The 21,985-nt window shown below is 46.3% G+C and carries 21 protein-coding genes, 1 tRNA gene and 1 pseudogene; 10 read left to right on the forward strand and 13 right to left on the reverse strand.

The genetic code is table 11. The features are described 5' to 3' along the window. Positions 1 to 522, reverse strand: a 522-nt coding sequence (locus F6Q11_RS04185; protein WP_297026509.1) for a beta-ketoacyl synthase N-terminal-like domain-containing protein, incomplete at its 3' end; no start/stop codon positions are given. Between the two features lie 2 nt (positions 523 to 524). Next, positions 525 to 2,480 carry a 3-hydroxyacyl-CoA dehydrogenase/enoyl-CoA hydratase family protein gene (locus F6Q11_RS04190; protein ID WP_297026511.1) on the reverse strand — a complete coding sequence of 652 codons (1,956 nt, stop codon included), beginning with the start codon at positions 2,478 to 2,480 and terminating at the stop codon, positions 525 to 527. 262 nt (positions 2,481 to 2,742) lie between these two features. On the opposite strand from F6Q11_RS04190, the gene F6Q11_RS04195 reads away from it, so the two are divergent. Further along, positions 2,743 to 4,203, forward strand: coding sequence for a 4-hydroxyphenylacetate 3-hydroxylase N-terminal domain-containing protein (locus tag F6Q11_RS04195; protein ID WP_297026513.1), 1,461 nt, complete (start codon positions 2,743 to 2,745; stop codon positions 4,201 to 4,203). Here the strand turns inward: F6Q11_RS04195 and F6Q11_RS04200 are convergent. The 3 genes from F6Q11_RS04200 to F6Q11_RS04210 form a co-directional block, all read right to left on the reverse strand. Further along, on the reverse strand, positions 4,193 to 5,128 hold the full coding sequence (locus tag F6Q11_RS04200; protein ID WP_297026515.1) for an alpha/beta hydrolase: 936 nt from the start codon (positions 5,126 to 5,128) through the stop codon (positions 4,193 to 4,195). The two genes, F6Q11_RS04195 and F6Q11_RS04200, sit on opposite strands and share 11 nt — an antisense overlap. Before the next feature lie 37 nt (positions 5,129 to 5,165). Further along, positions 5,166 to 6,350, reverse strand: coding sequence for an acetyl-CoA C-acetyltransferase (locus F6Q11_RS04205; protein ID WP_297026516.1), 1,185 nt, complete (start codon positions 6,348 to 6,350; stop codon positions 5,166 to 5,168). A gap of 74 nt (positions 6,351 to 6,424) precedes the next feature. Continuing rightward, positions 6,425 to 7,177, reverse strand: a complete 753-nt coding sequence (locus F6Q11_RS04210; RefSeq protein WP_367119328.1) for an SDR family oxidoreductase — start codon at positions 7,175 to 7,177, stop codon at positions 6,425 to 6,427. 179 nt (positions 7,178 to 7,356) lie between these two features. Here F6Q11_RS04210 and F6Q11_RS04215 point away from each other — a divergent pair, with 179 nt between their 5' ends. Beyond that, positions 7,357 to 8,130, forward strand: a complete 774-nt coding sequence (locus tag F6Q11_RS04215) for an enoyl-CoA hydratase-related protein (protein WP_297026518.1) — start codon at positions 7,357 to 7,359, stop codon at positions 8,128 to 8,130. Positions 8,131 to 8,153: 23 nt separating this feature from the next. Here F6Q11_RS04215 and F6Q11_RS04220 read toward each other — a convergent pair whose 3' ends face one another. The 4 genes from F6Q11_RS04220 to F6Q11_RS04235 form a co-directional block, all read right to left on the reverse strand. After that, a complete protein-coding gene (locus F6Q11_RS04220; RefSeq protein ID WP_297026521.1) occupies positions 8,154 to 9,692 on the reverse strand; it encodes an aldehyde dehydrogenase family protein in 1,539 nt (512 codons plus the stop codon). A gap of 61 nt (positions 9,693 to 9,753) precedes the next feature. Beyond that, the gene (locus F6Q11_RS04225; protein WP_297026522.1) at positions 9,754 to 9,930 is read right to left on the reverse strand and encodes a hypothetical protein; all 177 of its coding nucleotides are present in this window, start codon (positions 9,928 to 9,930) and stop codon (positions 9,754 to 9,756) included. 4 nt (positions 9,931 to 9,934) lie between these two features. Next, the gene (locus F6Q11_RS04230) at positions 9,935 to 11,098 is read right to left on the reverse strand and encodes an ArsA family ATPase (RefSeq protein WP_297026524.1); all 1,164 of its coding nucleotides are present in this window, start codon (positions 11,096 to 11,098) and stop codon (positions 9,935 to 9,937) included. Between the two features lie 73 nt (positions 11,099 to 11,171). Further along, positions 11,172 to 12,152, reverse strand: coding sequence for a polyprenyl synthetase family protein (locus F6Q11_RS04235; RefSeq protein WP_297026526.1), 981 nt, complete (start codon positions 12,150 to 12,152; stop codon positions 11,172 to 11,174). 251 nt (positions 12,153 to 12,403) lie between these two features. On the opposite strand from F6Q11_RS04235, the gene F6Q11_RS04240 reads away from it, so the two are divergent. From F6Q11_RS04240 to F6Q11_RS04265, 6 genes are all read left to right on the forward strand, one after another. Next, positions 12,404 to 13,270, forward strand: a complete 867-nt coding sequence (locus F6Q11_RS04240; protein ID WP_297026528.1) for a heme o synthase — start codon at positions 12,404 to 12,406, stop codon at positions 13,268 to 13,270. A 121-nt stretch (positions 13,271 to 13,391) separates the two neighbouring features. Next, positions 13,392 to 13,760, forward strand: a complete 369-nt coding sequence (locus tag F6Q11_RS04245; RefSeq protein WP_297026530.1) for a 50S ribosomal protein L18e — start codon at positions 13,392 to 13,394, stop codon at positions 13,758 to 13,760. 4 nt (positions 13,761 to 13,764) lie between these two features. Continuing rightward, positions 13,765 to 14,175, forward strand: coding sequence for a 50S ribosomal protein L13 (locus F6Q11_RS04250; protein WP_297026531.1), 411 nt, complete (start codon positions 13,765 to 13,767; stop codon positions 14,173 to 14,175). Between the two features lie 2 nt (positions 14,176 to 14,177). Then, positions 14,178 to 14,576: a 30S ribosomal protein S9 gene (locus tag F6Q11_RS04255; protein ID WP_297026533.1), complete on the forward strand. Its 399-nt coding sequence runs from the start codon at positions 14,178 to 14,180 to the stop codon at positions 14,574 to 14,576. Between the two features lie 6 nt (positions 14,577 to 14,582). Beyond that, entirely contained in the window at positions 14,583 to 14,801 is a 219-nt protein-coding gene (locus tag F6Q11_RS04260; RefSeq protein WP_297026535.1) for a DNA-directed RNA polymerase subunit N, read from the forward strand. Next, positions 14,802 to 14,874 (forward strand) — tRNA-Pro (locus F6Q11_RS04265). 287 nt (positions 14,875 to 15,161) lie between these two features. Here the strand turns inward: F6Q11_RS04265 and F6Q11_RS04270 are convergent. The 4 genes from F6Q11_RS04270 to F6Q11_RS04285 form a co-directional block, all read right to left on the reverse strand. Continuing rightward, on the reverse strand, positions 15,162 to 15,449 hold the full coding sequence (locus tag F6Q11_RS04270) for a hypothetical protein (RefSeq protein WP_297026537.1): 288 nt from the start codon (positions 15,447 to 15,449) through the stop codon (positions 15,162 to 15,164). A 40-nt stretch (positions 15,450 to 15,489) separates the two neighbouring features. Further along, positions 15,490 to 15,666: a hypothetical protein gene (locus F6Q11_RS04275; protein WP_297026539.1), complete on the reverse strand. Its 177-nt coding sequence runs from the start codon at positions 15,664 to 15,666 to the stop codon at positions 15,490 to 15,492. Between the two features lie 155 nt (positions 15,667 to 15,821). Next, the gene (locus F6Q11_RS04280) at positions 15,822 to 16,019 is read right to left on the reverse strand and encodes a hypothetical protein (protein WP_297026540.1); all 198 of its coding nucleotides are present in this window, start codon (positions 16,017 to 16,019) and stop codon (positions 15,822 to 15,824) included. A 422-nt stretch (positions 16,020 to 16,441) separates the two neighbouring features. Then, entirely contained in the window at positions 16,442 to 18,115 is a 1,674-nt protein-coding gene (locus F6Q11_RS04285; RefSeq protein WP_297026542.1) for an APC family permease, read from the reverse strand. 245 nt (positions 18,116 to 18,360) lie between these two features. On the opposite strand from F6Q11_RS04285, the pseudogene F6Q11_RS04290 reads away from it, so the two are divergent. Both F6Q11_RS04290 and fdhF read left to right on the forward strand, forming a co-directional pair. Continuing rightward, positions 18,361 to 18,942, forward strand: a pseudogene (locus F6Q11_RS04290) (hypothetical protein). A gap of 99 nt (positions 18,943 to 19,041) precedes the next feature. Beyond that, positions 19,042 to 21,984, forward strand: coding sequence for a formate dehydrogenase subunit alpha (fdhF, locus tag F6Q11_RS04295; protein ID WP_297026547.1), 2,943 nt, complete (start codon positions 19,042 to 19,044; stop codon positions 21,982 to 21,984). The last annotated feature ends 1 nt before the right edge of the window (position 21,985 follow it).

A 21,985-nucleotide genomic window follows, 5' to 3' on the forward strand; every position in this document is an offset into this window, starting at 1 on the left:
TCTCCTTCCTATGTTATTCAGAGATGCCAGCTTCTCAGCCGTGAGACCCATGCTGAAGCCCGTTGTCATATCATACTTTGCATATCTTGGATCTTCAATGAGCTTTCTGTTGTATATTATCATGGGGTTGTCCCCCATTGGAACATGGGTCATGTGTTCCATGCCTCCGGCTATGACCGCGTGAGAATGCCCTGCAACTATCTCGAAGGCGCCCATCGCTATGGCCGCCATCGATGACGAACACTGCCTGTCCACGCCCATAGCAGGCACCTCTGGCGGCAGCCCGGCGAGAAGCACCGGCATCCTACCACCATAGAGCCAGTCCTCACCCACCTGAAGAGCACAACCAGTTATGACGTCGCCGATATCTTTTGGATCGATCCTGGTTCGTGATATGATATCGTTGAGAAGCATGGCCATGACCTCATCCATCCTAAGACTGTTAAATAAATCTTTCTCCGGCTCCCTTGGCCTAGATCTTGAGAATGCTGTCCTCTTGTAGTCCACCAAATAGACGTCCATTTTCATCTCCCCCTGAACTGCGGCTTTCTCTTCTCAAAAAACGCATCTATGCCTTCCCTGAGATCCTCTGTGGAGAACGCAATGCCTGCTGCGAATGCCTCCATATCTAGTCCTATATCCCTGGGCACCTGCGTACCCTTGTTTATGAGCCTTTTTATGAGTGCAATGGATATTGGGGCTGACGTCTTCAAGACATTGCTGGCAAATTCAACAGCATATATGTCTGGATCGTCAGCAACCTCGTTTACCAGGCCGATATCATAAGCTTCCCTACCCGTTATTCTCTTACCTGTGAGTGTGAATTCAAGAGCTCTACCATAGCCGATTATCCTTGCAAGCCTCTGAGACCCGCCCCATCCTGGAACGAGACCGAGAGTGACCTCAGGGAACCCTATCTTGACTTCTGGAGAAGCGATCCTTATATCGCAGGCAAGCGATAATTCAAGTGCACCCCCCAGAGCGTAACCCTTCATCACAACTACAGTGAGCTTTGGTATCTCTGATAACATCTCGAAAATCCGCTCCCCCTTTCTAGATGATTCAGCGAACTGGTAGCTGGTCATGGTAAACTGCTTGAGATCTGCTCCGGCTGAAAGGACATTTCCTTCTCCGGTTATTATTATTGCTCTTGTATTATCATCGGTCCATAGCGTTCTTATAGCATCCTCGAGATCGTCAAGCAGATCGTCGCTGATAGTGTTGTATTTTGGCCTGTTTAGTTTTATTCTGGATATGTAGTTTCCGAGGTTTTCAACAATGATGTTCCTGTACTGTTTTGACGTAACCATTCCTGAATATCCCTTATTTATATGCAATATTTCATGCATTCTCCCATTCTTTATAGAGTCTGAAGGATCGAAGACATTATTGTTGAATTTCTTCTTGAGATCCTCAAGGGTACGCAACACCTTTTCATTCGTCATATTTTCTGCTTCGGTAATAGGCCCCATCTTTCTGTTAAGACCGTATCTGACTCCTGTCTCTATATCCTCAGGTGTTGAAACTCCCATCTCCACAAGCTTTGTTGCTTCATTTATCTCCACCGCATATATTTCATCCGCAGATATCTTGTCGGTGGTCTTACTCGTGTCTATTTTCGGCCTACCCCTGCTCCAGTCGTAAAAGCCTGAGCCCGTTTTCATACCGAGCTTTCCTCTCCGTACCATATCGCCGAAGAGCGTGCACTTCGCATAATCAGGATCAACCGTTCTGGCGAAATACTCTATGGAGTGCATAGCCACGTCTATGCCCACGTAATCTGATAACTCGAAAGGACCCATAGGATATCCAAGGTTCTTCACGTACGCATCTATCTCCTCCGGTGACGCTATGCCATTTCCTGCATATAAACAGAAAAGCAATGTTACAGGTGCATTAACGCGATTGACCACAAAGCCTGGAACATCCCTGTTGACCATGATGGGGTACTTACCTATCATCTTTACAATATCAATGAGGGTCTTTGCCGTAGCCTCCGAGGTATCCTCGCCCTTTATCACCTCAACAAGCTTGAGTATCACTGGTGGATTGAAGAAATGCAGACCAGCAAAGCGGTCTTTACGCCTAAGGACGTTAGCGATGTCTGTTATCCTTATATTCGAGGTATTGGAAGCAAGTATTGTACTGTCATCAGCATATTTTTCGACCTCAGAGAATACCTTCTTTTTCAGGTCTTCTATCTCTGGAACTGCTTCGATGACAAGGTCAGATCCATTCACTGCCTTTCCTATTTCAGTGAAAGTTTTTATTCTAGCTAGAACATCACTGGCCTTCTGCCCGCTGAGTGAATCTTTCTGTTCCAATTTTGAAAGACTTTCACTTATATTCTTAAGCGCTTTGGCGAGTATATCATCGGATATATCTTCAAGACGCACATTGAAACCGTTTATCGCAAACACCTCAGCTATTCCGTGCCCCATCTCACCAGATCCTATCACGCATACCTCCTTTATATTCATATGACGTCACCATATACTTGATGATGTAACTGATTGTCAGTTAATTAGACTTGCGATATACCTCCATATATGTATAAGAATTTACAGCCTAATTGATATATTCTGTCATCTAATGATACCCAACATGATCCGCTCTCGCATCTGGTCACAGGCCACTTCTTCAATATCTTTTAACTGAAAACCATGCACGACAAAAATTATGTACTTCATATTGCATGCGATAAGATTTATCTCATGCAATATGATCGTATATTGATATGATATGACGATATATGACGTGGATCGTTATCTGAATAGCCTTGACGATGGACGCGCAGTTTATTACAGGGGACAGAAGGTTAGTAATGTTGTGAATCATCCAGAGATAGGAGCCGCGGTTAAGCATGCCTCTCTAGTATACAAATGGCAGAAAGATCCTAAGTACAGGAGCATGCTTGTTTGCAGAGATAAGGACTATGGTGAGATCAGCACATTCTATAGGATTCCTAAAAAGCCCGAGGATCTCATGGAAAGGTTTGATCTGATATACAAGACCACCAGAATGGGAAGGGGAACCTTCAACATAATACAGGCAATAGGATCTGACGCTTTATTCGCACTGCTCATCGCCAGTAGAGAGATAGACTCCAAATTGGGGACAGCGTACCATGACCGTGTTGAGAAATTCTTCAGGTATGTAGCCGAAGAGGATCTAGCCCTTGCCGTTGCACAGACGGATGTCAAGGGAGACCGCATACTAAGGCCAAGTGAGCAATCCGATCCTGACATGTATGTACATATTGTTAAAAGAACGAACGAGGGCATAATTGTGAGGGGGGCAAAAGCCCATACGACGCAAGGTCCGGTCGCGAACGAAATTATAGTGCTGCCCACAAGAGCCATGACAAAGGATGATGCAGATTACGCTGTGGCCTTTGCAATACCGGCCAATGCAAAGGGCTTGAAGATGATATCTAAGCCAGAGAAGGCTTCAGAAGCGGCCCTCAATGATCCATGGTTCATAGTTGGCAGAGAAAACGTTGAAACGGAATCCATAACTATATTCGACGACGTATTCGTCCCATGGGACAGAGTGTTTCTCGCCGGGGAATGGCAGTACGCTGGCCTTATAGCAGTAATGTTTCCAACGTACCACAGATTCACCGCCATAGCCTACAGAGCAGGTATCGCAGACATGCTTATTGGGTTAGGAAAATTGCTTGCGGAGCTCAATGGTGTTGATGATAAGTCTCACATAAGGAGAGACATTGTGGAGATCATCAAATACAAGGAACTGCTGAGAAGCACCGGCTATCTCGCTGCGCATGAATCTAAAATGGATCCTGCCACATCGATATATGTGCCGAATAGGGTTATCACGAATGTTGGCAAACTGATTGCAAATGAGAATTATCTGGATGTTGTGAAACATCTAGTTGATGTTGCTGGCGGACTTGCGGCAACACTTCCGTCTTCAAAAGACTTCGAAAACCCAGATGAAAGGAAGTACCTTGAAAAATATCTTGTAGGAAAGAAAGGTACGGATGCGATCGTGAGATCAAGGATACTATCCATGACCAAGGAGATCATATCCTCTTTTGGTGCGCTGTTTGCCACTGCTATGATACATGCCGAGGGATCGATCGAGGCCAGCATACTAGAGCTTTATAGATCCTATGACTATGATGGGAGTAAGGATCTTGCGTTCTATGCATCAGGGATAAGGGATGAACTCAGGGAATGATATCACCATCATACCTAATCTTCAAGCCAACCAGCGACCAGACCATCGAAAGGACATTCTCTGCCGCAGGAACGACCACCGCAAAGCTCAGAAAACCATGTATCATGCCCTTTGCTCTGATTCCAGTTGCAATAACGCCTGCGTCATATAGGCGCTTCAGGTACATCTCACCCTGATCCCTCAGTGGATCAAGTTCCGCAGTTACAATTATTGCTTCTGGAAGACCTGAAAGATCATTGTAGAGTATAGGGGCAAAATATGGATTGAGAGCGTCAGCTGGGCTGCTGAAATAGAGCTGCCCGAACATGTCCATCTGCTTTCGTGTCAGGAAGTATCCCTCGCCGTATTCACGCAGTGATTCGCTGAAGAAGTCAGGCCCAAGAGCAGGATAGAAGAGCACCTGCAGTCTTGGCTGGACGTACCCGGTGTCCTTGATCTTAAGCGTAACCGCTGCGGTTAGATTTCCACCAGCACTGTCACCTCCTATCGCGATCTTGCTCTCATCTATGCCGAGATCCCTTGCATTCTCCCTAATCCACCGGTAAGCCTCATAGGCATCATCAACCGCAGCGGGAAACTTGCTTTCTGGAGCAAGTCGGTATTCCACTGATATAACCTTTGAATGGGATCTGTTGGCAATCTTCCTGCATAGGTTATCATAGAGATCTATGTCACCGAACACAAAGCCGCCACCGTGATAATAAACGATCATAGATCTCGTCTCCTTATCTGGAACATACAGGCGCATCCTTATTCTGACTCCACGGTACTCAAGGGCGTAATCTCTGACTTCATAAACTTTCTCAGGGGCCTCCGGAATTTTGTATTCATTCATTGCACGTCTGAGGCCGTATACATCAAGGTTCTCCAGGTTAGCGGCAGAAAGCATCTCCAACAATTTTTTGAAGGCGGGGTCTATAGCCATATTATAATATAAAAATTCAGAATTTAAATGTTTTGCATTATGAATGATCGGTGTTCTCTATGATTATAGTGTATCCCTGTCCTCCACCAACACACAGTGTTGCGGCACCATATCTTCCATGTTTCTCCTTGAGGATGCGTGCAAGTGTACCCACTATCCTTGCACCTGTTGCACCTAGTGGATGCCCTATTGCTATTGCCCCTCCATGTACGTTTACACGATCCTCCTCAATGCCTAGCTTCTTCATGGCGTTGAGTACAACGACGGCAAATGCCTCGTTTATCTCCCAGTAATCTATGTCATCCACCTTCAGATCCGCGTGCATGAGCGCCTTTCTAGTGGCTGGGACTGGACCTTCACCCATCAGGTAGGGCTCAACAGCGGCCCATCCCATGGAGACTATCCTTGCCATGGGTCTAAGATTGTATTTCTCAACAGCATCATCTGAGGCTAGCATTACCAGTGAAGCACCAGCATTCAGCGGTGACGAGTTTCCGGCTGTTATGATGCCGTCTGGTTTGAACGCTGGTTTCAAGGCTGAGAGCTGTTCCATGGATGTGTCAGGTCTTATGCTTTGATCACGATCCACTACCACTTCCCTACCTTCGTACGTGACCCTTACAGGTAGGATCTCTTCATTGAAGAAACCTCTTTTCAGGGCTTCACTTGCCAGTCTGTGGCTACGCAGTGCAAATTCATCCATCTCTCTCCTTCCTATGTTATTCAGAGATGCCAGCTTCTCAGCCGTGAGACCCATGCTGTATGATTCCTTCATCCTGTACTCTGAGTATTCAGGATCATTTACAAGTGGATCGCACATACCGTTAGATAGCCTCGGAACGTGGGTCATGTGCTCAAAACCACCGGCAAGAACTATGTCGCTGTTACCGGTCATTATCTCCATGGATCCAGCCGCTATAGCATTCATGGATGATGCGCATGCCCTGTCAACCGCCATGGACGGTATCGTAAATGGCATATGTGCTAGAAAGAGTGGATGTCTTCCACCGTATGTCCAATTCTCGTTCCTCTGATATGCACAGCCAAAAATGGCATCATTGATCTCCTCCGGATCTATGCCCGTATTAGCCACATGATCTTTTATCAGTGATGCCATCAGAACGTCCATCCGCACCGAATTAAAAATATCTCTCTCCGGATCGTTCGGCCTTGACCTTGAAAATGCAGACCTCTTGTAATATACTACATACGAATCAAGCATGCTTTTCTGCATATTGAAAAAAATGGTTATTGAGTATTTATATGATTGCTTATATAGGAAAATATATAATTGAACTACATTTGAAAATCACCAATTAATGATTGCCCAGAATCTATAATTATCGTCTGTCCTGTTATATTTGGAGATGAGACCAGGAAGTCAACTGTTTCAGCTATCTCCGAAGGGTATATTATTCGACCTGTCAGCGTGTGCTTTGACGCATACTCGTCTTCAGTCATGTGCATGTAATCGATGAGGCTCTCCCCCATCTTTGTCTTCACTATGGATGGGGCGATCGCATTAACCCTTATCCTCTTCTGTTTCAGCTCCAGTGCAAGATATTCGGTGAGTTTGATGATGGCTGCCTTCAGGCTCCCGTAAAGCGAAAGCGACACCATCGGTCTTATGCCGGCAAGTGAGGCTATCATTATTACAGAACTCCCCTCCGACATTATCTTGGCGAACTCCTGAGTACAGTATATAGCGGATAGATAGTTGGTGGATACCATCTTATTTATGAGCCTGTCATCACTGTCCAGAAAAGGCATTCCTATGCCTAGACCGGCATTGTTGACCAGAATGTCACATCTGCCGTATCTCTTCTGGGTTTCATCGGCGAGCAGCTTCGCGCCAGATCGGGTTGATACATCTGCCTGAACCATCATACCGGCGCTATATTTTTTAACCTCTGCCAGAGTCTCATTTCCGTCTTCCACCCTCTTCTTGACATTCACGACAACATTTGCACCCTGCTTTGCCAGGTACACCGCGATCTCTCTGCCGATGCCACGCCCGGATCCAGTCACCACAGCCACCTTGCCTTTCATATCCATACATACATAAACATGCAAACAATAGTTAAACTTTGTCCTTAATGAAATTCCGGACGATAAAGAATGAACCAGCCATTTGATATGTTATTGAATGTTGATACATAATTAATCACTATGATACTTCGAATATTTGAATCATAAAATAAATAAATCAATTTTAACATATCCTGATTATGTTCTATAAAAATATAAGGATCGAATATGAAGACATGATCTCCACGATCGTTATAGATAGACCAGGAAGGATGAACGCCCTTGATTCTGAAACACGAAGCGAAATGATATCCGCATTTGGAGAGATCGAAAAAGACAACACCATCAGGGCAGTGATAATAACCGGTGCTGGAACTGTCTTCTCAGCTGGAGCCGATCTTTCAGATTCAAAGGAAGAGATCACTGAGGATCTTCTGCGATCGGATCTTGAAGAATCCTTCCACGTCATAGCAAAGGCAATAAGAAACAGCAGGAAGATATTCATAAGCGCAGTGAATGGCATTGCAGCAGGAGCTGGTATAAGCATCGCTTTACTCTGCGATCTTGTCTTCGCATCAAAGGATGCCCGCTTCATTCTCGCCTTCCAGGGTATAGGCCTGGCACCAGACACCGGGCTGAGTTATATCCTGGCAAGACTTTCCGGAGGACGCTTTTCAAAGTACCTCATAACCGGAGGGGAATTCTCCGCAGAATACGCCAGTCAGGCTGGAATTCTTGAATTGTCAGATGATCCTCTCTCCAAGGCAAGGGAAGTGGCAAGGTCCATTGCAGATGGCCCGTTCCTAGCCTATTCCACGGCCAAGTCATTCCTAAACTATTCTCTATTCGGCGATCTTGAAGAATTCCTCAAGATCGAAGCCAGAGATCAGTCAAAGCTTGCTTCAAGCCACGACTTCAAAGAGGGCGTAAGAGCATTCAGGGAAAAAAGAAAACCAAAATTCAGAGGAAATTGAAAACAAAAATAGATTCGATGTTTTTAGAATTCAAACACAACATCCTGAGCAAGGGGAAGTGTTTGGCCCCAATTCTTTGTGACTGTCTGCCTTCTCATGTAGTACTTCCAGGCATCGCTTCCGCTCTCCCTTCCTCCTCCGGTATCCTTCTCACCGCCGAATGCTCCGCCTATCTCTGCGCCGGCTGTGCTCGTATTCACATTCGCAAGGCCGCAGTCCGATCCGTAGGGAGACAGGAAAGCTTCTTCCTCACGGAGATCCGTTGTAAATATGGAGGACGAAAGCCCCTGAGGTACGGAGTTGTGTATCTCTATTGCCTCTTCTATGGTCCTGTATTTCATAACATAGAGTATGGGCGCAAACGTCTCCTCCTTGACTATGGGCATGTCTGGTTTCGCCTCTATTATGGTTGGCATGACGTAGTGCCCACCCTCATGACCCTTCACTGTTATACGTTTCCCTCCAAATACTAGGCGGCCACCCTGCTTTATGGCCAGATCGATCGCACGTTCATAGTCCTTTACAGCATCCTCGTCTATCAGTGGCCCGACCAGTACGCCCTTGTCCCTTGGATCTCCGACCTTTATGGTGGAGTACGCATTCTTGAGCTTTTCAAGGAACTGGTCATATATCCTCTCCTGGACTATAACACGCCTGGTTGTTGTGCAACGCTGGCCAGCGGTTGCAAGGGCACCGAACACCACACCCCTCAATGCAAGATCCATGTCGGCCTTGTCAGAGACTATTGCGCCGTTATTTCCGCCAAGCTCCAGTATGCTCTTTCCAAGACGCTTCGCCACATTTTCTGATATCTTCTTGCCCACGGGGACAGAACCTGTGAATGATACCAGCGGTATTCTTGGATCGTTTGTTATCCAGTCACCGCCTTCAGATCCAGAGCTGACCATGAGGAAGAATATGTTGGGAGCGTTGTTTCTCTTCAGAACTCTCTCAATCACCTTCATGACCGCAACGGCTGTTAGAGCTGCCTTTGAAGACGGCTTCCATATCACAACATCGCCGTCAACAGCCGCTATGAAGGCGTTCCATGACCAGACAGAAGCGGGGAAGTTGAACGATGTTATTACAGCCACTGGACCAAGCGGTACCCACTGCTCATACATCCTGTGGTATGGCCGTTCGCTTGCTATGGTCAGGCCGTAGAGCTGCCTTGAGAGGCCAAGAGCCAGATCCGATATATCTATCATCTCCTGTATTTCGCCTTCTCCTTCGGATGGCGTCTTGCCCGCTTCTATTGTCACTATCTTGCCAAGGTTCTTCTTCTCCTTCCTGAGCTCGTCGCCTATTTCCCTTATGATTAAACCGCGCTTCGGGGCGGGTATCATCCTCCATTTCTTGAACTCCTCAATGGCCTTAGATACGAGACGGTCATAGTCGCCTCTTGTCGCAAGCGATATTTTTGCAACCTCACTGCCGTCTATCGGGCTCCTTACAGTGAGCATCTTTCCAGATGGATTCACCCATTCGCCGTCATATACCCCCGAGTTCACATCATCAAGGCCTATCTTTGAAAAAAGGTCTTCTTCTATGAGCGCATTCATATCGATAGTAGTGAAAAAATGTATATTAATTTTCAGCGATATTCAGTTATGAATACAAAATCTATTTTATTTCGATCTTTTTGAATTTATCCTTCTCGCTCTCTCTTTTTGGCGAGGTTTCTTTCTTTATCTCTTTCTGGAATTCCTCGAAGTTCCTGGGAAGCGTGATCAGATAGAAGATTCGTTCCAGCCTTTGGTAGGTTTTCTTGGAAACCTTTATTGTGATCTCTATATCCATACGATCACTCAAGTATTACATTCAAATATCCATTTGAATATTCCGCCGATATCGGTCTCTTATCGGAGATCGATTCAGGAAGATAGAAGACACGCTTCCAGTTTGCTATCTCAATTGTGAGTTCGCCACCATGATTGAACAGGTTAAGCTTCTCCTTATCTGCGAAGGGCATCTTTATCTTTAGGATGTACCTGTCACCGTTCTTTGTGTATTTTATCGGCGTACCTTTGTAGAAGACCTTATATGGATCCTCATCGCCGTAGATCAGCTTGCCCAGTTCTATCAGCTTTTTCAGACCGATTGGTTCCTCCTGCAGCAGCCTTGCTTTGAATATTTTTATGTCAACGAATGAATTTTCCATCTCTGTTATTATGTCCTTCTGGCTGCCCCGCATCTTCTCGAAGAATTCCCCGGTCTCATCGCTGAGTATCTTGTTGATTATGACTGCATCAACTGGGTAACCATACAGAAGCAGGTATGTGTAAGCGCGCTTTGTCTCGCTGTACGACATATTGTCTGGATTCGTGACCAGACGTATGGAAGTTACATCGTTATTTGTGAGTATTTTTCTTATATCGGTCAACTGTCTATAGAGGAGATCGATATTCTCAAACACAGCATCCTCCGGCAACGGTATATCGACAAACGGCTTGAGCAGTGGGCGTGCAACCCTTGCTGTTTTCCTGCTTATGGGAAACAGCTTATCCATGTACCATGTCATGACTTCAGGGAATGACAGAAGCTGCAACGCCGCACCAGTAGGCGCACTATCCATTATGATGGTGTCGTACTCCTCATCGTAATAATAGTTTCTTAGATAGAGGAGTTCAGAGGCCTCCTCGAAACCAGGCAGCGTAGCTATCTCATCTGCAGAAACAGGATCAAGTCCCTGCGAAAGGAAGAGGGATCTCAAGTAGTCTTTCAGCTCTCCCCAGTGCTCGTTTATGGACTGCACCACGCTGACCTCCTGCCCGTACAGGTTATCGGCCAGTTGCTTTATGCTATGCCCGATCTCCATTCCGAAGGCATCGCCCAGGCTATGAGCCGGATCAGTCGATATTATTAGCGTCTTGTGACCTTTCGCAGAAAGAAGGGCACCCGTTGCAGCAGCGATAGATGTTTTTCCTACACCACCTTTTCCAGTATAAAGCAGTATTCTTGGTCTCATTTCAGTACCTCACCATATATTTTATCATGAAGATAGCATTCATCCAGATCTCACCATTCCTTTCCCCTGAAAATCAGCCATATATCTCTATGCGATCTATGACCATCAGGGCCAATTCCATCAACAGATCGATGTCAGGAGACCTTGTAACGTTCTTCAAATAGTCCATGGCCGTAGTTATGAATCTCTTCGCTACTCCGAATGAGTAATCTATGGCCCCACTTCTGAGGAATATCTTTTTCAGCAGGTCTTTGTCTATCTCCAAGCTTCCATTGATCATGTCTATGACCTTATTCCTGTCATCCTCACTGGAATTGCGGATGGCGTATATTATTGGCAGAGTAAGTGCATCATGCTTTATATCCACGAAGGTTGGCTTACCAGTGTACTTGTCGTCTCCGGTTATGTCAAGTATATCGTCGGTCACCTGAAATGCCATTCCAAGGTTGAAAGCGAATCCAGATAGCATGTTCCGTGTGTTGAGATCGGCGTTTGCAGCTATCGTGGCTCCCTTAGCGCAGGCCTCAAAGAAATGCGCCGTCTTATTTTCGATTATTCTGAAGTATGTATCCTCGGTTATGTTTAGATTCCCGAGGTTCACTGCTTCGAGTATCTGACCTTCAGCCAGCCTGCTTGAGGCGTCCGCCATTACCTTGGAAACGACGGGGCCATATCTGGACCCGAGTTCATACGCCTTAGCGAAAAGGTAATCGGCAACAACGATCGCGTTATTCACGCCCTCTTTGTAGCTGAGGGTCGGACGCCCGCGTCTCATCGGAGAGTTGTCTATTATGTCATCGTGTATCAGACTTGCCGTGTGGATCAGCTCGTATCCGGTGGCTAGATCCAGTATCTTAAAGTAAGGTTCATCTGTACTCGATTCATATGCAAGTATCGTAAGCAGCGGCCTGAACCTCTTACCGCCTGCTTCTATGGTATACCTGGCCATTCTGTCCAGATCAGGTTCCTCACTTCTGATCGTTTCGAGGAGTCTTGCGTTGACCTCTTCCACCTTGCTGTGAAGCTCCAGTTCCCAATCCAAGAAGCTCTTCATGAACTCAGTTCTATTCCCTTATTATATTAAAAGGTATAACCGTTTCTGAAATATGAAGGAAGCCTTAACATGATGCGGAAAGATCATCGGGATCGATTCAACTATATGCGAATCCTGTCATCGCTAAAAAAACCATAATTCTGTGCCAGCAACCCTATGATGCTGAATGACGCACCATGCAATCTCCTGGTGATTCGCTATATTTCGTCGTCTTGACATAAACTTAATCTATTGCAAATTGATTTATCCATATGACGAGCAAAGCGATGCTGTACTTCTCCTACACAAAGCCCAAGGTGTGGTCTTTGCTCGTTTTCGTTGGTGCGATCGGTGCTGTGATCGCCATACCATATTTCGATCTGCATTATCTGTTGCTGATCTTGTTGGCAACAATATCAGTAATGATCGGATCAATGGGTGCAGAGGCAACAACTAACTACATCGATAAGGACATCGATGCCGTCATGTCAAGGACGATGAAGAGACCTCTAGTTACAGGCAAGATAAAACCGCTGAATGGTCTAATATTTGGGCTGGTACTGATGGTCCTGTCCATGGTAGTGCTTCTCGCCTTTGGAAAATTCTACGCTGCGCTGTTTATGGCCGTTGGGCTCTTCGACAACGTGTTCGTTTACTCCTATCTCACAAAAAGGAGGACACCATGGAACATCATTTTAGGGGGTTTTTCAGGCGGTTTTCCCGTGGTTATAGGTTGGTACACAGTCACCACCAAATTCTCAGTTCTTCCGTGGTTCCTTTTCCTACTCGTCGTTGTCTGGATACCGATACATGTATGGAGCCTCGCATACAGGTACAGAGATGACTACAACAGGGCGCGTGTCCCGATGATGACGTCCATACACAACGACAGGATATCGGCTATATGCATATCCTCGGCGGCTATCATACTCTTTGCCTTCTCCATAATACCAGCCTTCTTCAGGGTGATGCCAATCACCTACATGATACTGGCCTCAGCCATAGCCATACCCATGATATTTTATTCCGTTGTTTTCGTAAGGCACCCAGACAGGAAGAATTCCCTGAAGCTTTTCATATATAGCAGTCCATATCTGGCCATAATATTCGTCTTAGTGCTTATATTCAGGTTTCTTTAATTCTAATGAAGCAACTTCCATGCGCCATAATAGCATTGCTGGCATTGAAGGATAAGCAGGCAGCGTATTAATCACAATATTTATTAAGGTCGCATTATTTGCTGTCTATCGGTGTTGATCAATGTCATTGGATGTCTCAAGAAAGATAAGCAGAGCCTTAACTCAGGAGATAGAAACGCTCAACAACATATCAAGGGAGAGCGGTTCTAAACTCTGGAGAGATATAGCTGAGAGGCTCGCTTCTAGAAGAAGAGGATATGCCTCCGTTAACCTATCAAAGATAGATAAATATGCCAAGGATGGAGACGTCATAGTCGTCCCAGGATCCGTCCTGGGCCTCGGTAAGATAAGCAAAAAGGTCACTGTCGGCGCATTCAAATTTTCCAGGACGGCCGTGGAGAAGCTGTCTAACTCTGGATGTGCCTTCATGAACATATCCGAACTTGCAAAGGACAATCCAAAGGGTACCAACGTCAAGATAATGAGGTAAGAACATGAGAGTGATTGATGCTTCAGGAGCAATTTATGGTCGGCTATCAGCCTATGTGGCAAAAAGGCTTCTAGAGGGTGAAGAGATAACCATAGTTAATGCATCTAAGGCGGTGATAACAGGTAACAAGGAATTTGTCATCGGAAAATTCAAAGAACGCCGCGACATTGGAAGCGTCAGGAAGGGTCCTTACTATCCTAAGACTCCGGAGAACATATTAAGAAGATCCATCGGTGACATGCTGCCAAAGAAGATAACAAAGGGAAAGGAAGCCCTAGCCAGATGCAAGGTATACAGAAACGTTCCGCCTGATGTGGATAAGGAAAAAGTTGAGAAGGTTGAAGGTGTTATGACGGATAAGGTCTCCGGAATAATCACACTCGGTGATCTGTCCAGAGAGCTCGGAGGTTATTGAATATGGATTTTATAATAACAACTGGAAAGAGAAAGACCGCAGTTGCCCGTGCGGTCGCAAAGAAGGGGAAAGGCGTAGTGACGATAAACGGGTATCCTGTTGAACTGTATCCTGTAAGAGTTCTTCGCAATAAAATAATGGAACCTCTTCTCCTAGCGGAAGACAAGGCCAAAGAACTGGACATAGCGGTGAAGGTCAGAGGCGGTGGTGTCACTGGCCAGGCCGATGCATCACGCACTGCAATAGCCAGGGCCCTGGTTAAATACCTTAACGATTCGGATCTCGAAAACCTATTCAGGCAGTACGATCGTACACTCATCGTCAACGATGTGCGCATAAAGCTGCCCAAAAAGGCAGGCGGCCGCGGTGCAAGAGCCAAGAAGCAGAAATCCTACAGGTGATCAAATATGATAATACCTGTTAGGTGTTTCAGCTGCGGCAGGGTCATCGCCTCAGATTACGGACGATACATAAAGCGCGTGAATGAGATCAAGGCTGAAGGCAGAGAACCTAGCCCAGAGGAGATCGAAAAGATATTCGATGACCTCGGGATAGAGAGATACTGCTGCAGAAGGATGATCGTTTCACACGTTGACCTCATAAATGAAATAATGCCATTTTCGTGAGGGGCCGTGGGGTAGCTTGGTATCCTGCCAGCTTGGGGTGCTGGTGACTTGAGTTCAATTCTCAACGGCCCCACTCCTTCAATTTTTGTTTTTCCATTTTATGCAATTTTAACTGAGGTTTTATGGAATTGTTAGGGGTTTAGTGGAGGCTGTAAAACTATCCTTCGGGAAAGGGATGCACGGGCTTCACAAAGAAAGAATTCAATAATTAATGATTATACGCCAGACCGACAAAGACAGGGTTCGTGCGGTCCAAATCAACAACTGTGAGGATCGCTGCTTCTGGCTTGTTTAGGAACCATACAGACAGATGTCCACTCGCTGAAAGTGAACTCCGAAACATAGCCGAGGTGCAGATCACTAAAGGTATCTTCTGGATCTTCTGAGGCTTATCTTGAAATTTCCGAGTACTGAATGCACCATATAACCCATCTTGAGGATAGATCCCCTTTCATCGTCTAACTCCACATTAAGGCGCAGTTTGGAGAGTATCTTTGAAAACTGCTCTATCAGTTTCATATATTCTAGGCGATGCGGTATCTTATCTGACATGGCCGAAAACAGTCTAGGATCCTTCAGCGTTACCTTCATTTTATTTTCTGATAGACTTATTTCGGCTGCTTCCCGCCCGTCTATCTTTATAAACACGTATCCGCCAAGGTTTAAAAAACCATGATACGGAATGGGATCACTGTTTTGGTTTTTCATTTACTGGCATCGCTGTTACATTGACTTTTCCATTTATCAGCATGCTGGCGTTCATTCCCGGTAGCTTTATGCTGAGATCCTCAAATGAAAACTCAACAGTTCCTTTCGTACCCTCAAGTGCTTTTACAAAACTTTCTATCAAAGATTCTTCTTCCATACATAGTCAGCAAAATATCATATTTAACACTGATGAATTTTAAAATATAATAAAAATTATACAGACTGGAGGTTTGAACTATGTCGTTTTCTCCAATTTGCATCTTTCTATTCATTATGTGCGTTTCCTCAACCTTCACCGTGCCTGTGCCGCTATCATAGAGGAAGATGCCGGAATGCCATGGTCGTACCAGGCCTCATCTCCATGAATCTATCCCTGGAAACCATGGTTATGGTAAACGTTTCATCGGGCTTCAGACCGACAAAATGGTCCTGGCCGGTAACACGGTATTTGAGAGATCCGTAATTATCGTGCAGCTTTTTAAGCGTATTCAACACCGTTATGAACTTCATACTTGGTTTTGACGTTTCTAAAGCCTTTTACCCGGCTTTGCTGACGCATCTTATGATCTTAACCGCAGAATCAGCGGGGATCGTCAAGGCAACAGTTAAACTCCTCTCTGTGTAAATGTTAACCGTTCAAGGAAATATTACAACTTCCCCCTGTTGCGACTTATCTCGCGATATACGTACTCTGGAATACTCTCTGCATCGGTGTATGATGATTCACATGGATCTGTTCCTGACCTTATTCCGATCCATAAGGGAATTCTGAGCCATACGATTTCATTATATCTGCCCATTTTAACTCTTATTGGTAATAAGTACAACAAGGATCAACGAGAAAGACCTTCCAATGTATTCGGAAATATACAAATATTTAAAAATTTTAATTTTCAAACTGAAATATATTTTTTAAAGAAAATGCTGATATCCTATTTCTTACCCACCGGAGCCTGAGCAGCTTCATCAGAAGGCAGATACTGCATATCGGATTCTATTATCTCCGTTATCTCGTCGGTCTTGAAGCCACTGAGTACAGACCAGAAGTAGAAAGCTATAGCTACCACTATCATCACCAGGAAGTCCCATGGGAAAGGTATCAGACCAGTTCCGCCATATGGTTTCTCCCCCAGATAAGAGAGCAGCGTTATAACGCCCATGTAGGCCAGAAGCCAGGCTCCACCCTTGAAATGCTTGCCAGAGAATATGTTTATGGCCGATTTTCCAGCCAGGTAGAAAGCAGCATACACGACCAGCCCTATGAGTATGGCTATGACAAGATACGCAACCAGCGGCCATCCACTCCAGTACACTATCAGGGTTGCACCAACGAACGCTATGGGGCTCAGTATAGAGGCGCCTCCCAGCTTGAATGGTCTCTTCAGCTCTGCCGCCTCTCTCCTGAAGACCTGCAGCGCTGATCCACCCACGATGTATGTAAACACCGTTGATGAAGATATGAAGCCAACTAGCTTGTACCAACTTGGGAACGGTGCGAAGAATATGTATCCTATCACAAGCGACGCGATCAGCGGGAGTATGGGAACACGTGTCTTTTTGTTTACATCAGACATGGATTTCCCAAGGTACCCTAGCGTACCAAGTCCGTACAGTGTCCTCTGCGATGTTCCAAGGTAAACGTTGAGCGTACCCGATGGTGAAACGTAAGCATCTGCGAAGAGGAAGTAGGAAAGGAACACCAGACCTGCAGAACTGGCAAGTGTCGCGAATGGCGCTGTCACAACGCCGCCAGTCAGTGCTGACCAGTCTCCAGCTGGAACGCCGACAGCCGCCCAGTTAACCTGTCCTATGAAAACTACCTGCAGAAGGGCGTATAACGCTATGCCTATCACAACTGATAGTACTGTTGCAATAGGAACCGATTTCTGAGGGTTCTTCGCCTCTCCCCCGTAGTCAAGCGCCTGTCTGAAACCAAGGTATGAGAAAACTATGCCCGATACAGATATGGCTTCAAAGACACTCGACCATCCATAGGTGACGAAGCCTGTCTTTAGGAAGAAGTTGCTGATATTGAAATGAACGGCAAGAAGCAATGCAACGGTAGCTGATGGTATTATCAGCTTCCACCATGTCATTCCCGTGTTCGTCTTTCCCATGACCTTTATGCCGAAGTAGTTCAGGAAGAAGAAACCGAGCATCAGTATGGCAGCCAGCAGTATACCGAGTCCGGTCAATACGCCGGTATTTGTAACCAGACCCTTCACGTATGTACCGGCATACGTTATCACTCCTTCTGCCTCTATCGCAGGAACCGACACAGCACTCAAAAAGTAGGCCCAGCCGAAGAGGAATCCTGCAAGACCGCCGTGAGAATATTGCCCATATCGAACGATGGCACCTGACCTTGGTATCATGCCGCCCAGCTCAGCGTATACGAGAGCGATGACAAGCACGATGAGACCACCGATTATCCACGACAGCACGGCTGCAGGCCCTGCCAGCATGGATGCGCTTGCCGCAGCGAACAGCCATCCTGACCCGATTATCCCTCCAAGACTGAGAAACAGGAGGTCTATGGTTGTCAGTTCTTTTCGGAACTTCTTGTCGGAAGCTGTGGACTTAACAAACGTGTCTTGTTCTGTCATTACATGACCTCATGGCAATTATTATTTAAATCTTTGCAAAAAGTTATGAAATTCTATTCGTTATTAAATGAATGTCTTAGTTATATGAATGTTTAGGCATAATGATAAAAACTGCTTTTTCTGATGAATATTATCTTAACGGTAAATACGTTAAAATGCATTGTTATGGCAAAATACCAATCTGAAAACGTAATGCATTATACCCATAACAGAATATTTTTATACATATAGAAATTGTAAAGTTCATGGTAATGAGTCCGCTTCCGCCATTGGCTATAGGATTCTTCGGTCTCGGAACAGGCTATTAAGTATGGGGTGGTTGGGAATTTTTCAGGATACCCGGGGAAACAACGGAGAAGGTCAGCAAGGTTCTCGGGCAGTGGGGTATTTGGATGCCTGGGTTCATGCAGTTCATCACCGGAACCTATCTCTTCCTCTGTCTGACGATTTTCCCGGCCTTTCAGGCATCACCCGTGCTTTACATGGCTGCTACGGCCTTCACGGCATACGGAGTACATTGGTTTGCCCTCGGAATAAACAGATACGTTCAGGGAGATACAACAGTCGATGGCTTCATGGCCATAGCGTTCCTCTGGATCAGCATAACTGGTGCATTCGTTTTCTTCAAGGCAGGCGATGTTCCTGTTGCAACCCTGTTCGTTCTTCTGGCCTTGGTGTACATAACCGACATACCTGCAAGTCTTCTGAAATCACCCACATGGACCCGCGCCAAGGGTTTCTTCCACCTTGTCACAGGCACATGGCTGATGTACCTGTTCTTTGCGGCGGTGACGACGTTCGCGCTCGGGATGCATCTTCCACTGTGATCTATCATATACTTAGTCTAGAAAATAATATAATTTTTAATTTTTATCTCATTGATTTTAAAAATAGTTATATACAGATGATAGCTATGGATTAATACCATGTCTAAGGAATCTTTTCCAATCTCGATCGAAGGAAAGACATATGATGCCCATGATGGAGAGACTATCCTGCAGCTCATGATAAGAAATAACATCGACATAAGCCACATCTGCTACCACCCGAGCCTTGGGCCTATACAGACGTGCGATACATGCCTCGTGGAAGCGGATGGAAAGGTCGTGCGATCATGCGCCACCCCCGTCAGGGAAAACATGAAGATAGTATATTCAGAGGATCGCATCAAGGATCTAAGAAAGGAGGCCGTGCAACGCATACTTGCGAATCATAACTTGTACTGCACTGTGTGCGACAACAACAACGGCGACTGTGAGCTTCACAACGCCGTTCTTGATCTAAGGATAGACAGGCAGAAGTATCCATTCAGTAGGAAGCCATATGATGTGGACGATTCAAACCCTTTCTACATATACGATCCATCGCAGTGTATCCTCTGTGGCCGCTGTGTGGAAGCCTGCCAGGATGTACAGGTGAACGAAACACTGCATATAGACTGGTCCCTGGAGAGGCCAAGGGTTGTCTGGGATGATAGATCAAAGATAAACGAATCCTCCTGCGTTTCATGCGGGCACTGCGTAACCGTATGTCCGGTGAATGCACTTATGGAGAAGACCATGATCGGTAATGCCGGATACTTTACCGGACTTGATCCGGAAACGAAAGATATGATGATCGATCTTGTGAAATCGTTTGAACCGACCATAACTATGCAGCCGGTGATGGCCATAAGCAACATAGAATCAAGGATGAGAGAATCAAGGATAAGGAAGACGAAAACTGTCTGCACGTACTGCGGTGTCGGCTGTTCCTTCGAGTTGTGGACGGTCGGCCGAAAAATTCTGAAGGTTCAGCCAAAGCCAGAGTCGCCGGCAAATGGCATATCAACATGCGTCAAGGGGAAGTTCGGATGGGATTTCGTAAACAGCCCTGACAGGTTGACGGATCCGCTCATAAGGGAGGGAAACGGATTCAGGAAGGCTTCATGGGATGAGGCTCTGGATATGGTAGCATCAAGACTGAAGGAGATAAAGGAAAAGTATGGATCAGATGCCATAGAGTTCATCGCATCTTCCAAGGGCACGAACGAGGAGGCATACCTGGTCCAGAAGCTTGCCAGGCAGGTCTTCGGTACAAATAACGTGGACAACAGCTCAAGATTCTGCCAGGCGCCTGCTACAACCGGTCTGTGGAGAACAGTCGGATACGGCGGGGATGCGGGTTCCATAATGGATCTGTACAGTTCCGATCTCATCCTCGCCGTTGGTACAAACACCGCAGAATCGCATCCAGTCATAGCAGCAAGGATTAAGAGGGCACACAAACTCAACGGCCAGAAGATAATTGTTGCCGATCTCCGCATGCACGAGATGGCGAGGAGGGCGGATGTATTCATACATCCAAGGCCGGGTACGGATCTGGTATGGATCAACGCCGTGGCAAGATACATAATAGATAAGGGGTGGCAGGCGAAAGAATTCATAGAAAAACGGGTCAACTTCTACGACGATTACGTGAAGAGCCTTGAACCGTTCACGCTGGATTTCGCAGAGAAGGTTTCAGGAGTGAGTGCCAAGGACATAGAGAAGATCGCAACCATGATACATGAGGCAAAAAGCATGGCGGTGATATGGGCCATGGGAGTAACGCAGCATCAGGCAGGCAGTGATACCTCCACGGCCCTCTCCAACCTGCTCCTCCTGACGGGCAACTATGGCAGGCCTGGTACAGGTGGATATCCATTGCGCGGACACAACAACGTGCAGGGAGCAAGCGACTTCGGCGCCATGTCCGCGTACCTGCCCGGATACCAACACGTCAGCGACGATAGGGCAAGGAAGAAATTCGAGGAACACTGGAACTGCAAAATTCCAGACAAACCCGGCTTCGATAACAACACTTGCCTTGAAGCAATCGACAGCGAGAAGATCAGAGCGATGTACGTCATAGGCGAAGAGCTTGTGGAAACAGGTTCGGATTCAGAATACATAAGGAAACAGCTAGAGAAGCTTGATTTTCTTGTGGTTGAAGATATGTTTTTATCCGAGACGGCGAAATACGCTGATGTTGTCCTTCCAGCAGCTGCAAGCATAGAGAAGGACGGCACGTTCGTGAACACGGAGCGCAGGATACAGAGGATATACCGCGCGATGAAGCCGCTGGGCAATTCCAGGCCTGACTGGCAGATAATCCAGGATGTTGCAAACAGGCTGGGTGCCGGATGGAACTATAAAGACCCATCAGAGATAATGCGGGAAGTATCCAAGCTTGCACCCATATTTGCCGGTGTATCCTATGATAGACTGGATGGGTTCAGGAGCCTGCAGTGGCCAGTCTCAGAGGATGGCGGTGATACGCCGCTGCTCTACACAGATACCTTCAATTTCCCCGACGGAAAGGCCAGGTTCTATCCCCTTAAGTATAGCCCACCTGTGAGCGTTGACGAGGAATTCGATCTGCACCTGAACAACGGCAGGATACTTGAGCACTTCCATGAGGGAAACGAGACTTACAAATCGCCAGGACTGAGGGAGAAGGTACCGGGTACATTTGTTGAGATATCGCCTGCACTTGCAGCCGAGAGGGACCTCAAGGACGGGGATCTGGTGCGTATTACCTCAAAGTGGGGCAGTGTAAGGGTAAAGGTCCTCGTCACAGACAGGGTCTCCGGAAAGGAGCTCTACATGCCCATGAACTCCAGTGGTGATTCAGCGATAAATAACCTGACCAGCAGGCTCATGGATCCTGCTGCACATACACCGGCTTACAAGGAACTCCCAGTGAAGATGGAGAAGATAGAGAATGGATCAGGTGCGAGTCCGATGCCGAGAACGAACCCCAGATACGGAAAACCGCATCCACAGATCGGTGTTATGGTTGAGGAAAAATGGAAGCGCAGCGACTATGTTAAATTGACGGAGGATTGAT

It is taken from the genome of Thermoplasma sp., from assembly GCF_008709555.1.
In the GTDB taxonomy this organism is placed as follows: Archaea; Thermoplasmatota; Thermoplasmata; order Thermoplasmatales; family Thermoplasmataceae; genus Thermoplasma.